Here is a 12,633-nt window from a genome sequence, read left to right on the forward strand (position 1 = left end):
CAGGAGGAATTGCATCATGCGCACGAGGGATCTCCGCATCCGCATCGGACTCGGCACGCCGGGCCGCTTCAACGCGATCACGGACGTGCCGGGCGTGCGGGTCGGGCATTGCACGCTGAACGTCGAGAACGGCGACGCATCGATCCGCACCGGCGTCACCGTCATCGAGCCGCGCGCGGGCGCCGCGCACGATTCGCCGTGCTTCGCGGGCGTGCACGTGCTGAACGGCAATGGCGACGCGACCGGGCTCGAATGGATCCGCGAAGCCGGCCTGCTGACCACGCCGATCGCCTATACGAACACGCACAGCGTCGGCGTGGTACGCGACGCGCTGGTCGCGAACGAACGGGAAGCGGCGGCCGGCCGCGTGTACTGGTGCATGCCCGTCGTGATGGAGACCTACGACGGGCTGCTGAACGACATCTGGGGACAGCACGTGAACGCCGCGCACGTGCAGCGCGCGCTGGCCGCCGCCCAGCCGGGGCCGGTCGCCGAAGGCGGCGTGGGCGGCGGGACGGGCATGATCTGCCACGAGTTCAAGGGCGGCATCGGCACCGCGTCGCGCGTGCTGGCGGCCGATGCGGGCGGCTGGACCGTCGGTGCGCTCGTGCAGGCGAACTACGGCGTGCGCGAGATGCTGCGCGTGGCGGGCTACCCGGTCGGCGAGGTGCTGCGGCACGTGCATTCGCCGTTCCGCGAAGCCGAAGCGAAAGGCGAGGCCGGCATGGGGTCGATCGTCGTCACGATCGCGACCGACGCACCGTTGCTGCCGCATCAATGCACGCGTCTCGCGCAGCGCGCGAGTGTCGGGCTCGCCCGCGTCGGCGGCGGCACCGAGGATTCGAGCGGCGACATCTTCCTCGCGTTCGCGACCGGCAACGCCGGCTTGCCGGCGGTGAACTACGGCAGCAAGGGCACGCCGACCGCCGACGTGCGGATGGTCAACAACGACCACATTTCCGCGCTGTTCGTCGCGGCGGCGGAAGCGGTCGAGGAAGCGATCGTGAATGCGCTGGTTGCGGGCGGCGACGTCGAGTCGCGCGGGGCGCGGGTCGAAGGGCTCGGGCGGGCGCGCTTGCTGGATGCGTTACGCGAAGTGGGCTGGCGGCCGGGGCGCGGCGCCTGAAACGGCAAGCGCCGCTTCAATCGAAGCGGCGTGGTGCGGGACGGCGATGCGGCGATCGGCCGGACCGCCGTCCGACCGCGCATGTCATGCATGCGGTGCGGGCGATGCGGGCCTGGCCGTGACGACGCGGCGTCATGCTCAGCTGCCGAAGTAGATGTTGCAGAAGCTGACGGGGCCGACGCATGCGTTCGGGTCTTCCTGCTTCGATTGCGCACGATCGACGCGGCCTGCGGCCTTGACGGCCTCGGCGCGGTTCGCCTGTTGCGGTGCGGCGTCTGCCGGCGCCGGCTGCGCGTGAGCGACGGCAGCGGTGAGCGACAGGGCAACGAGGGCGAGGTGCAGCGGCTTCATTTTGTTTCTCCTGGGTGAGTGCCAGTCTCGCTGGCAGTGAGGAAACTATAGGCTCGCACTGCTTAAAGATTAATCGCCGCGCCTGTAGAGCTTATTTCCATCGGGAACAACGATCCCGTTGCGCGCGCATCGATCTTCAATGGCGATGCCGGTTGAACGGCGCGTCCTTGTCGAGCAGCGCGCTGCGCATGAAGTGCAGGCAGCCGACGATCCGCTGCATGTTGCGACGCGCGTCGGGCACCGCGTACCACGCCTGCAGCGCGTGCTGCGCCGCGCGGATCGCGAGATTCACGGATTTCAGCGTGCGCGCATGGCGGGCGGGCGTCGGATCGTCGAAGAAGCGCGGCAGTTCGAGCAGCACCGCATCGATCGAACCGGTCCAGCGCAGCGTCTGCGGCGGTTTCGCCGCGCGGAACGCGTGCAGCTCGTCGCGCAGGTCGATGACCGCGTGGCCGATCTCGAGCGTCGACAGCATCCAGCGCAGTGCATCGCGATGCTGCCGCGTGCGGCGCACCAGCAGCGTACGCAGTTGCGCCATCAGGTCGTGCGTGCTCGACTGGAAGCGCTGTGCGAGGCCCTCCGGCGCGCCTTCGCATGCCAGCGTCACCTGGCGGCGCAAGTCGTGCGCGATCCGGCCGGTGAGCCAGGGCATGTGGGTCGGGAACACGACGGCGAACACGAGCGAGCACGCAAGCATCGCGACGACGACCGCCAGCCCGTTGTTGATCAGCACTTCGGGCGTATACGCGATCGTGTTGTCGGGGCCCGCGAGCAGGCAGAAGAACACCGCGAAGCCGATCCCGTAGCCGGACAGGCCGGGCCGCATCGCGAGAAACGCGCCGAGGCCGAGGACGGGGGCGAGCGCCGCGCACAGCAGCGGAAAGCCGTCGATGTTCGGATAGACGTAGCACAGGAACAGGTAGCCCACGGCCGTCGCGAACGCCGCGCCGACGCCCATCTGCGCGACGAACTTCGGCGCGCGCGGCGACGTCGAGCTGAGCGCGCACGCGATCGCGGTGGCGATCACCGCGAGCGAGCCGCTCGGCCATTCGGATGCGATCCAGAACGCGCTCATCGCGCCGACGGCGACCACCGTGCGCAGGAACGCGAAGCCGACGAAGAACGCATTGGTTTTCACCGCGTAATGCGTGACCGAGCGCTCGAACGCATGATCATCCTGGTCGAGCGACGCGTAGGTGTCGACGTAGCCGAGATATTCGCCGATGAACCGGTACAGCAGCTCGATCGCGGTATCGAAGTCGAGCAGGCCGCCGGCCGCATGGTCCTCGATGGCTCGCCGCGACGCGCGCGCGGCCTTCGGCAACGCAGTGTGAAAGCGGCGCAGTTCGAGCAGCGCGCCGGTGGCCGGCGCGATGCCGCGCTGGCGTTCGTCGCGCAACGCGGCGAAGCGCAGGGCGAGCGCGTCGACGTGCGGCGCCAGCGCATCGAGTACCGCGTCCGACCGATTCGCTCGCAGCCGTTTGACGAGCTGGTGCAGCGCATGCAGCCGCGTGCAGGCGTTCATGAACTCGCTGTTCAGCCGCGCAAGCCGGCGGCTGCGCGCGCGAATGTGCGGATCCTCGAACGACGCGAATGCGCGGTTCGCTTCGAAGCCGACGATGTCGTCGACGAAATCGGCGAAGCGCCGCTCGAAATCGCCGCGCGCGACGTCGCCCGAGAGCGCGCCGGCCGTGAACGCCGCGAACGTCGCGTGGCGCGCGCTCAACGAGCGCATCAGCGCCTTCGCGGAGCTCAACGGCAGGATCAGCGCGCTGACCGCGCCCGAGCACGCGATGCCGAGGGCGACTTCCGCGGCGCGCGTGAGTGCGGACTGGAACAGCGTCTGCGGCGTCATCACGGCCGGCAGGCCGATCAGCGCGGCCGTGTAGCCGGCGAGCACGAAGCCGTACCAGCGGAAGTGGCGGTTGCGCACCGCGAGCGCGATGCAGCCGCCGATCCACAGCGTGATGCCGGCCATGTACAGCTCGGGCTGCTGCGCGAACAGCCCGCCGAGCGCGAGCGCGCCGACAAGGCCGGCCGCCGTGCCGAGCACGCGATAGAAGCTCTTCGCGAACACCATCCCCGACAGCGGCTGCATCAGCACGAACACGGTCGTCATCGCGGTGCGCGGCTGCGACATCTCGAGACGCATCGCGATACCCATCGCAAGCAGCGCCGCGAGCACGGTTTTCGCGAGGTGCAGCCAGATCAGCCCGTCGGTCATGGCCCAGTCGCGCGCCGCGTTGCCGAGCGGATCGAGCCATCGCCTCCATCGTGCCGGTTCGATGGAAGGTCGCGCGATCGCAGGTTGTGGCTTCATGGAAAGAGGGCCCAAGGCCGACCGCGCGAGGTGCCGCGGCGCGTCCGAACGGGTCCGTTCGACTGGTGAGGCGCCGATTGTAGGAGTGCGGCGCTCGCGCATTAACGCAGCTGCGGGGAAACGATAGTTGCAGCTGGAGTAACAATCTGTCGCATCCAGTGGAGGAAAATGGCGGCTCCGCTACAGGTCGCTCACAGGAATGGATACCCTACAAAACATGCGGGTGTTTTCGCGCGTCGTCGAAACGGGCAGTTTCACCGCCGCCGCGCAATCGCTGAATTCGACGACGGGCGCGATGTCGCGCGCGGTGTCCGAGCTGGAGGCGCGCCTGCGCACCCGTCTGATGAATCGCTCGACGCGCCGTCTCGCGCTCACGTCGGCCGGCGAAAGCTATCTGCGGCGCTGCCGCCAGATCCTCGCCGACGTCGATCGCGCGGAAGAAGAGGCGAGCTGCGCGCACGAGCGCCCGGCCGGCGTGCTGCGCATGCACAGCTTCGCGAGCGTGGGGCATCACTATGTATTGCCCACGCTGACGCGCTATCACGCGCAGTTTCCGGACGTGTCGATCGAGCTGTCGCTGTCGCAGCGCATGCCCGACCTGTTCGACGGCACGAGCGACACGGCCGTCGTCACCGCGTCGTCGCTGCCCGATTCGGAACTCGTGTCGCACCTGCTCGGCTCGACGTTCAGCATTCTGTGTGCATCGCCCGACTACGTGAAACGGCACGGCGCGCCGGCCCGCCCGCAGGATCTCGCCGCGCATGCGTGCCTGACGCTGTGTACGCCGGCGTTTCCGACGCACGAATGGGTGCTCGAAGGGCCCGAAGGCGTCGAGCAGATCCACGTCGCCGGGCCGGTGCAGACCAATACCGCCGAATCGCTCGCGCTCGCGATCCGCGACGGCATCGGGATCGGCATGCTGCCGCTGTATTCGGCGATCGACGCGCTGCGCGACGGCACGCTCGTCCGTGTGCTGCCCGCGCATATCCTGCAGAAGATGAACGTGTATGCGCTGTACCCGTCACGCCGCTTCGTCGATGCGAAGGTGCGGACCTGGGTCGAGATGCTGCGCGCGCAGGTGCCGACGATGATCGCGCGCGACGTCGAAATGCTGAACGCGATCGACCGCGAGCCGCAGGCCGCCTGAGCGCAGGCCGCCTGGACCCCGCGCGCGCATCGGCGCGCGGCGGGTTGCTTCATGCCCATGCCGAAACGGCGTCGCTCGCCACACGTGCCGGATGCGAGCGACGCGCGCCGTCACAGCGCGGGCTTGGCCGCCGCGCCCGATTCGGTTGCCGGCTCGCCGGCCGGGCCGTAGGCGGCCCGCGCCGCTTTCCGCTCGGCGAGACGCTTCGCCTGCAGTCGTTCCTGCGCCGCGAGGATGTCGTCCGGATAGTTGCCGACTTCACCGCGCGCCGGGTTGTAGCCGACCGATTCGAGATCGACCAGCTCCTGCAGCACCTGTGCGCGCGTGACGGGCGACTTCGCCTGCTGGGCGAACGACAGGGCCGGTGCGGCAAGCATGACGGCAGCGGCGGCGGTAACGACGAGCGATTTCACGAGGTTCTCCTGAATAGGGGGTGGGTGGCCGGATCGACACGCGACGCGCGGCGCCGACCTTCGACGTCAGTCTACGTAGCGAGTCCGCGTGCAAACACCCCGATTCCAGGAGGGCTGCGTTCCAGAAGGAACAACATTGGCGGCGTCGCCCGCGGGCCACCGAACCCGTGGGGGAACACGGGCGCCGCGCACACGGGGGCCGTGCACACGGCCCCCCGGCAGGCGGACGACGTCGCGCGATGCCGATCAGAACCGCGTGCGCATGCCGATCGTGCCGACCACCTGATTCGCCGTGCTCGATGCGCCGCCCGACGTGTTGATGAACGCCTGGTAGCCGCGGCCCGACGCATGCTGGAACATCGCTTCCGCGTACAGGTCGGTGCGGCGCGACAGCTTGTACACGGCCTGCAGGTTGGCCTGATGCCACTTCGGATCGCTGCCGTGCTTGCTGTCGGGATTCGACACGCTGGCGTCCGTGTACACATACGCCGCGCCGACGCTGACGGCCGGCGTCACCGCATAGCGCACGTTCACGTCGTAGTTGTTGAACGCGATCTGGCCGCTGGAGCCGAACGCGCCCGTGTTGTCGTACTGCGAACGCGTGTAGACGAAGCCGACGGTCGCCGGGCCGAACACGTAGCTGACGCCGCCGCCGTACGTGCGCATGCGGTCCGAGCCGATCGACCAGCCGCCCTGGTTCAGGCTCTTCGCTTCGGCCGAATCCGTCGCGCCGGGGCTCGCGCTCGTCGAGCCCTTCGTGCCGTTCATCTGCAGGTAGGCGCCGGCCAGCTTCAGCGGGCCGTTCGTGTAGCTCGCGGCCACGCTGTACGCGCGGTTCGCGCTGAAGTTCGCCGAGTTGGAGAACGCGTACAGCGCGCCGACCTTGAAGCCCGCGATCGTATCGCTCGTGTACTTGACCGCGTTGTTGATGCGCAGCGAGTGGTTCAGGTTGTCGTTGTCGAATGGATGCGCGAAGCCCGCATCGCCGAAATCGCCGGACGTCGCCGACAACGGCGCGACGAAGTCGACCATCGTGTCGTACTGGCGGCCGAGCGTCAGCGTGCCGTAGCCGGCCTGGCTGAGGCCGACATACGCGTGCCGGCCGAACAGCTTGCCGTCCTGGCCGAGCCCGCCGTTGTTCGCGTTGAAGCCGTTCTCGAGCACGAACAGCGCCTTCAGGCCGCCGCCGAGATCCTCGGTGCCGCGCAGGCCGAAGCGGCTGCCGTTGATCGTGCCGCTCGCCATGCGCCACTGCGACGCGCCGTTCACGTTGTTGGTATAGGCGATGCCGGCATCGATCAGGCCGTACAGCGTGACCGAGCTTTGCGCGTGGGCGAGCGGCGCGAACAGGGCGGCGGCGCACGCGCCGGCGATCAGGGTTTTTTTCATGGTGGAGCTCCTGCGTGTGGGACGGGAAATCAAAGTTCGGCGCAAGTATAGAAATGCGCGTCGCGCGCAAGGGCCGGGCGGCCGCGAGCGCACTGTTCCAGATCCTGCAAGAGTCGTTCACAAAACCGACACGACGTGTCGCGCGCGCGCCGGGCAGGCGATTCTTGCGTGACGGCCGGCCCGCGGCTTCCGTCCGGCGCGGCCCGGCTGTCGTGTCGATGCAACATGCGCGGTACGTGCGCGCATCGCCGCTTTTACTCCATACTGGTCACCCGGACCGCACGGCCGCCGGCGCAGATCGCGCGGTCGTGTCAACGCATACGACAAGAGGCCCCCATGAACCTGTTCAACGTACGCCTGCGCGGCCGCGACGGCCTGTTCACGATCGGCGTCGATGCCGGCAAGATCGCGCGGATCGATGCGCAAACCGGACCGATCGCGTCGACGAATCCCGACCATATCGATGGCGGCGGCCGTCTTGCGATTCCGCCGCTCGTCGAGCCGCATATCCACCTCGATGCGGTGCTGACGGCCGGCGAACCCGCGTGGAACATGAGCGGCACGCTGTTCGAGGGCATCGAGCGCTGGGCCGAGCGCAAGGCGACGATCACGCACGAGGACACGAAAGCACGCGCGCATGCCGCGATCGGCATGCTGCGCGATCACGGGATCCAGCACGTGCGCACGCACGTCGACGTGACCGATCCGACGCTCGCCGCGCTGAAGGCGATGCTGGAAGTGAAGGACGAGGCGCGCGGGCTGATCGACCTGCAGATCGTCGCGTTCCCGCAGGAGGGCATCGAATCGTTCGATGGCGGCCGCGTGCTGATGGAGCAGGCGATCGAGCTCGGCGCGGACGTCGTCGGCGGGATTCCGCATTTCGAGAACACCCGGGAGCAGGGCGTCAGCTCGATCCGCTTCCTGATGGATCTCGCGGAACGCACGGGTTGCCTCGTCGACGTGCACTGCGACGAGACCGACGACCCGCATTCGCGCTTTCTCGAAGTGCTCGCGGAAGAAGCGCGCGTGCGCGGCATGGGCGCGCGCGTCACCGCGAGCCACACGACCGCGATGGGTTCGTACGACAACGCGTACTGCTCGAAGCTGTTCCGGCTGCTGAAGCGGGCGGGGCTGAACTTCATCTCGTGCCCGACCGAAAGCATCCATCTGCAAGGGCGCTTCGACACGTTTCCGAAGCGGCGCGGCGTCACGCGCGTCGCGGAGCTCGACCGTGCCGGGATCAACGTGTGCTTCGGACAGGATTCGATCAAGGACCCGTGGTATCCGCTCGGCAACGGCAACATCCTGCGCGTGCTCGACGCGGGCCTCCATATCTGCCACATGATGGGTTACCAGGACCTGCAGCGCTGCCTCGACTTCGTGACCGACCACAGCGCGACGACGATGCATCTCGGCGATGGCTACGGCATCGCGGTCGGGCGGCCGGCCAATCTCGTCGTGCTCGACGCGGACAGCGACTACGAAGCCGTACGCCGGCAGGCGAAGGCCACGCTGTCGATGCGCGACGGGAAGGTCATCATGCGGCGCGAACCGGAGCGCGTGACGTATCCGGATTGACGGGAAGGCGGGCGCTCGCCGACCGCCGGCCTTGAGTATTCGCGGAATGCATCAGTCGATTCAAAAAATACGTTTGTTTCATGAGAGGCGAGGGCCTACGATTCGGTCCTGACGACGGCGTGCAACGTGCGCACCGTCCTTTCCCTCTTCGCTCGCCGACCCCATGCGCCTCGATCTTCCGTCCGCCCCCGCTGCTTCTTCACCGACCGCCAGCCCGTTCGCGCGCATGGCCGTCGTCACGGTCCTGACCGGCATCGGCGCGGGTCTCGGCGGCATGCTGCTCGCGCTGCTGCTGCATGCGATCCAGCACGTCGCATACGGCTACAGCATCGCGCACGTGATCGGGGCCGAGAGCTTCCTCGGTGGCGTGAGCGGCGCCGAGCCGCTGCGCCGGTTGGCGGTGCTGGCCGTCTGCGGGATCGTCGCCGGCGGCGGCTGGTGGGCGCTTTACCGGTATGGCCGGCCGCTCGTCAGCATCCGTCGCGCGGTGCGCGCGGCCGATCCGCGGATGCCGTTCGTCAGCACGACGGTTCACGCGCTGCTGCAGATCGTCACCGTCGCGCTCGGCTCGCCGCTCGGCCGCGAAGTCGCGCCGCGCGAGATCGGTTCGCTGCTCGCCGGGCGGTTTGCCCACGCGGCGCGGCTCACGCCCGACGACTGCCGGCTGATGGTCGCGTGCGGCGCCGGCGCGGGGCTCGCGGCCGTCTACAACGTGCCGCTCGGCGGCGCGATCTTCGTGCTCGAGGTGCTGCTCGGCACGTTCGAACCGCGGGCGCTGATCGTGGCGGTCGTGACGTCCGCGATCGCGGCGGTCGTCGCGTGGGTCGGCCTCGGCAACGAGCATCAGTACACGGTGCCGGCGTTCGTGCTGAGCACGCCGCTCGTCGCATGGTCGATCGTCTGCGGGCCGCTGTTCGGCTTCGCCGCGTACGGTTTCGTGCGGCTCACGAGCCGCGCGCGCGCGAACGCGCCGAAGGACTGGCGGCTCCCGGTGTTCGCGCTGCTGAACTTCGCGGTGATCGGCGTGCTCGCGATGGGGTTTCCGCAACTGCTCGGCAACGGCAAGGGCCCGGCGGCGCTGGGTTTCGACGGCACGCTGACGATCGGCCTCGCGGCGACGCTGCTCGTACTGAAGGTGCTGATCGAGGCCGGCAGCCTGCGGGCCGGCGCGGAAGGCGGGCTGCTCACGCCGGGTCTCGCGAACGGCGCGCTGCTCGGTGTCGTGCTCGGTGGGCTGTGGAGCGTGGTGTGGCCGGGTGCATCGCTCGGCGGATGCGCGTTGATCGGCGCGACCGCGTTTCTCGCCGCGTCGATGCAGATGCCGATCACGGCGGTCGTGTTGATGCTCGAATTCACGCGTGCGAATCACGACAGCCTCGTGCCGATGCTGCTGGCCGTGGCGGGGTCGCTTGTGGCGTATCGGCTTGCGCAGAAGCTGGCGGAGCGGCGCGCGACAGCGATCGCAGCCGTCGGCACGCCGGAGGCGGTTGCTCGCTAGCGGGCTCACGCCAGGGCGCGTATACGTATCGATGAGCGCGGCGATCCATCCACGATGTGACGTAGCTGGAGGGCGACTGGTGCGTACGGGAAGAGCATGCGCGAAGCGCCGCTACGAGCGGATCATCACAGAAGACACCCTGACGGACATTCAGCGTCGAATCGACGAGAACGTTGCGCTACTGCGCTAGGGCGTGAACACGCGCTAGCGGCAGGGGTTGCCGAAAGAGAATCGGCGAGACGGGCGTTCGTCGGCTCACGGTATCGCACATGCATGATGGGACCGGCGCTTGGGAGCGGGGCGCCATCGCGGGGCTCGGCGTGCGCGACATCATCGGATATTGCGTGACGACGCTGCTGTTCTCGGGCGTCGTGTTCGTCGCGGGGATGTATCTGTTTGGACGGAGCGGGGCGAGAGGCGGACGGGGCGAAACCGAGGGTCGGCCGGGATTCGTGAAATTTTCGCCAATAACGGTTTAACGCATTGATCAGCAAGAGAAATTCGTTCGGTGGTGGGCACGCCGGGGTCGAGTGCGGTGTCTCGCAAGGCCTAACCCGAGCACGGCAGCGCTAAGTGTCCGCAACCCTGAAGAGACGGTCACGAGCGAAGTGCGAAAGTCGCGCTTCGCATTCTTCAGCCGTCCGTCGAAACGGTGGTGGCCTCCCACGCACCGATTTCAACGTTCAACGCCGACAATTTGTCTTGCACGAGCCCGAGTGCGTCGCTACCGAGCAAAAGATGCGAGGGCGCGTGATCCACAGCAATGGCGGCCAGCATTGCGCGCGCCGCTTTCCCGGGATCTCCCAATTGCTTGCCGCTTTTTTCCTCGCGGGCCCGGGATGGGATTGAAGATATCGTCGTAATCCGCAATCGAGCGGGGCGTGCGCGTCATCGAGCGGCCCGCCCAGTCAGTGCGAAATGAGCCCGGCGCCACGGCTGTCACGGCTGTCACGGCAATACCGAAGGGCTTGACCTCTTTGCCAAGCGCCTCGGAGATGCCCTCCAGCGCAAACTTGCTTCCGCAGTAATAAGCGATTCCCTGCATCGTGATGTAGCCGCCCATCGACGTGATATTCAGAATGTGGCCGCGGCGGCGCTCGCGCATGTATGGCAGGACGGCCTTCATCGTGGCGACCGCGCCAAATATGGGGGGCAACAAGGTTCGTGATTATGCTCTGCAGAGCATAAGCGCTTACCGTGTTCATCCCCCATGAGCGCGCCGGGTCCGGTCAGCCGCGCCGCCCGGGCGAGTGTCATTTCCCGGTGTCCTGTGCGCCGCGATTGAAGGCGACCGCCGGCCGCGCGCTGCCGGCTCCCCACGCCTCGGCCGGCCGCCCGACGTGCAGCGTATCGAGCAACTGTCCCATGCCGGCGAACACCCGGTAGGCGCTCGCGGCTTCCGCATACTGGCCGCCGATGTAATCGATGCGCGCGCTGTAATACTCGTTCTCGGCATTGAGCAGATCGAGCAGCGAGCGCTGCCCGATGCCGAACTGCAGCATGTACGCTTCGCGCGTCGCCGCACTGGAATCGACGTACTGCTTGAGCACGACCATCCGGTCGCGCGCGGTGAGGTACGCGTTGTACGCATGCGAAACGCTTTCCTGGATCTCGAGGCGCGTGCGATTGCGTTCCTCTTCCGCTTCGCGGATCTGCGCGTGCGCTTCGCCGATGCGCGCCTTGTCGGCGCCCCCTTGGAACAGGTTGTAGCGAAGACGCAGCATCACGCGGCGGTCGTTGGTCGGGCCGAGCACGCCGTCGCGGTCGTGGCTCGCGCTGAGCTCCAGGTCGAGGCGCGGCCACAGCGCGGCCTTGGCGCCGTCGTACCGGGCGCGTGCCTGGGCCACGTCCGCCTCGGCGCCGGCGAGCGACGGGTGGTTCGCCAGCGCCGCGTCCAGCGCGAGGCGTTCGGTCGGCGGCAGCGCGCCTTCCGGCGCCACCGGCTTGACGAGCGCATCCGGGGCCGAGCCTACGAGACGGGCGTAAGCCACTTCGGCATCCTTCAGGCTGCTTTGCTCGGTGCGCAAGTTGTCCTGGGCCAGCGCCAGCCGGCTTTCAGCCTGGTAAAGGTCGGCGCGGCGCCCGACGCCGCGGTCGCTGCGCAGCTTGATCTGGTCGTGGATCCGGCGATGGGATTCGAGGTTGTCCTCGGCGGCGGCCGTCGTCTCCCGGCGGCGCAGCACCTCGAGATAGGCGCCCACCACGCGCAGCGCCACGTCCTCGGACGTGGAGGCGACGCGATTGGCGGACGAGTCGATACGCGCCTGCTGACGCGCCACTTCGCTCCTGACCGCGAAGCCGTCGAACAGCATCTGCGACAACGTCACGTTGGCATTGCGATGCGTGAACGTGGTCCGGTTCAGGCCGAGCAGGCGGGTCTCCACATCGTCGCGCTGCTCCTTGCCGATCGACGCGTCGACGTCCACGCGCGGCCAGTAGCCGGCCCGCGCCTGCTTCAGGCCCTGATCGGCCGCTTCGCGGTTATACGTGGTGGCGCGGACTTCGGGGTTGGTTCTGATCGCTTGCTCGACTGCTTCCTGGAGACTTTGCTCGGCGGCGAGCGACGAGGCGGCGGCAAGCGCCGACGCGAGTGCGAGCACGGCTAGCAGCGGGCAGTTTCGGTTCATCGACTCGGTTTCCTGTCGCCTGTCGCCTGACGGCTGCCAGCAAGCAGCACGGCTCAGGCACGATCGGATATTTCGCGATGCTCGGAATCATGCGGCCGGCGCAGCTCGCCGGAATCACGTTGCGCCTTCTAGCAGCTTAGTCCATTCGACGGATTTCCCGTGAAGATATTCGCGTCGGTGCGCT

9 protein-coding genes and 2 pseudogenes are annotated in these 12,633 nt (G+C 68.0%); 5 read left to right on the plus strand and 6 right to left on the minus strand.

Features of this window, described 5'->3' with window-relative positions; translation table 11 throughout:
• The first annotated feature begins 16 nt into the window (after positions 1–16).
• On the plus strand, positions 17–1,126 hold the full coding sequence (locus CFB81_RS21460; protein ID WP_089436438.1) for a P1 family peptidase: 1,110 nt from the start codon (positions 17–19) through the stop codon (positions 1,124–1,126).
• A 138-nt stretch (positions 1,127–1,264) separates the two neighbouring features.
• Here CFB81_RS21460 and CFB81_RS21465 read toward each other — a convergent pair whose 3' ends face one another.
• Entirely contained in the window at positions 1,265–1,477 is a 213-nt protein-coding gene (locus CFB81_RS21465; protein ID WP_069616510.1) for a hypothetical protein, read from the minus strand.
• A gap of 136 nt (positions 1,478–1,613) precedes the next feature.
• Entirely contained in the window at positions 1,614–3,797 is a 2,184-nt protein-coding gene (locus CFB81_RS21470; RefSeq protein WP_089436439.1) for an FUSC family protein, read from the minus strand.
• A 199-nt stretch (positions 3,798–3,996) separates the two neighbouring features.
• On the opposite strand from CFB81_RS21470, the gene CFB81_RS21475 reads away from it, so the two are divergent.
• Complete coding sequence (locus CFB81_RS21475; RefSeq protein ID WP_069616512.1) at positions 3,997–4,944, plus strand: LysR family transcriptional regulator; 948 nt, start codon at positions 3,997–3,999, stop codon at positions 4,942–4,944.
• A 110-nt stretch (positions 4,945–5,054) separates the two neighbouring features.
• Here the strand turns inward: CFB81_RS21475 and CFB81_RS21480 are convergent, their stop codons facing one another.
• Positions 5,055–5,357 carry a DUF4148 domain-containing protein gene (locus CFB81_RS21480; RefSeq protein WP_069616513.1) on the minus strand — a complete coding sequence of 101 codons (303 nt, stop codon included), beginning with the start codon at positions 5,355–5,357 and terminating at the stop codon, positions 5,055–5,057.
• 246 nt (positions 5,358–5,603) lie between these two features.
• Positions 5,604–6,746: a porin gene (locus CFB81_RS21485; RefSeq protein WP_089436440.1), complete on the minus strand. Its 1,143-nt coding sequence runs from the start codon at positions 6,744–6,746 to the stop codon at positions 5,604–5,606.
• 336 nt (positions 6,747–7,082) lie between these two features.
• Between CFB81_RS21485 and codA the strand changes: the two genes are divergently transcribed.
• From codA to CFB81_RS35655, 3 genes and pseudogenes are all read left to right on the plus strand, one after another.
• Positions 7,083–8,324 (plus strand): cytosine deaminase, encoded by a 1,242-nt coding sequence (gene codA, locus CFB81_RS21495; RefSeq protein ID WP_089436441.1) that lies wholly within the window; start codon positions 7,083–7,085, stop codon positions 8,322–8,324.
• A 163-nt stretch (positions 8,325–8,487) separates the two neighbouring features.
• Entirely contained in the window at positions 8,488–9,822 is a 1,335-nt protein-coding gene (locus tag CFB81_RS21500) for a chloride channel protein (protein WP_089436442.1), read from the plus strand.
• Positions 9,823–10,124: 302 nt separating this feature from the next.
• Positions 10,125–10,220, plus strand: a pseudogene (locus CFB81_RS35655) (TIGR00366 family protein); the annotation flags it as partial.
• Between the two features lie 235 nt (positions 10,221–10,455).
• Here CFB81_RS35655 and CFB81_RS21510 read toward each other — a convergent pair.
• Positions 10,456–10,969, minus strand: a pseudogene (locus tag CFB81_RS21510) (SDR family NAD(P)-dependent oxidoreductase); the annotation flags it as partial.
• Between the two features lie 106 nt (positions 10,970–11,075).
• A complete protein-coding gene (locus CFB81_RS21515) occupies positions 11,076–12,449 on the minus strand; it encodes a TolC family outer membrane protein (RefSeq protein ID WP_089436444.1) in 1,374 nt (457 codons plus the stop codon).
• Between the last annotated feature and the right edge of the window lie 184 nt (positions 12,450–12,633).

It is taken from the genome of Burkholderia sp. AU28863 (assembly GCF_002223195.1).
Lineage (GTDB): Bacteria > Pseudomonadota > Gammaproteobacteria > Burkholderiales > Burkholderiaceae > Burkholderia > Burkholderia sola.

Bases quoted from the DNA above. Each gene is read 5' to 3' on its own strand.
- CFB81_RS21460 (WP_089436438.1), top strand. From the start codon at position 17: ATGCGCACGAGGGATCTCCGCATCCGCATCGGACTCGGCACGCCGGGC.
- CFB81_RS21465 (WP_069616510.1), bottom strand. From the start codon at position 1,477: ATGAAGCCGCTGCACCTCGCCCTCGTTGCCCTGTCGCTCACCGCTGCC.
- CFB81_RS21470 (WP_089436439.1), bottom strand. From the start codon at position 3,797: ATGAAGCCACAACCTGCGATCGCGCGACCTTCCATCGAACCGGCACGA.
- CFB81_RS21475 (WP_069616512.1), top strand. From the start codon at position 3,997: ATGGATACCCTACAAAACATGCGGGTGTTTTCGCGCGTCGTCGAAACG.
- CFB81_RS21485 (WP_089436440.1), bottom strand. From the start codon at position 6,746: ATGAAAAAAACCCTGATCGCCGGCGCGTGCGCCGCCGCCCTGTTCGCG.
- codA (WP_089436441.1), top strand. From the start codon at position 7,083: ATGAACCTGTTCAACGTACGCCTGCGCGGCCGCGACGGCCTGTTCACG.
- CFB81_RS21500 (WP_089436442.1), top strand. From the start codon at position 8,488: ATGCGCCTCGATCTTCCGTCCGCCCCCGCTGCTTCTTCACCGACCGCC.
- CFB81_RS21515 (WP_089436444.1), bottom strand. From the start codon at position 12,449: ATGAACCGAAACTGCCCGCTGCTAGCCGTGCTCGCACTCGCGTCGGCG.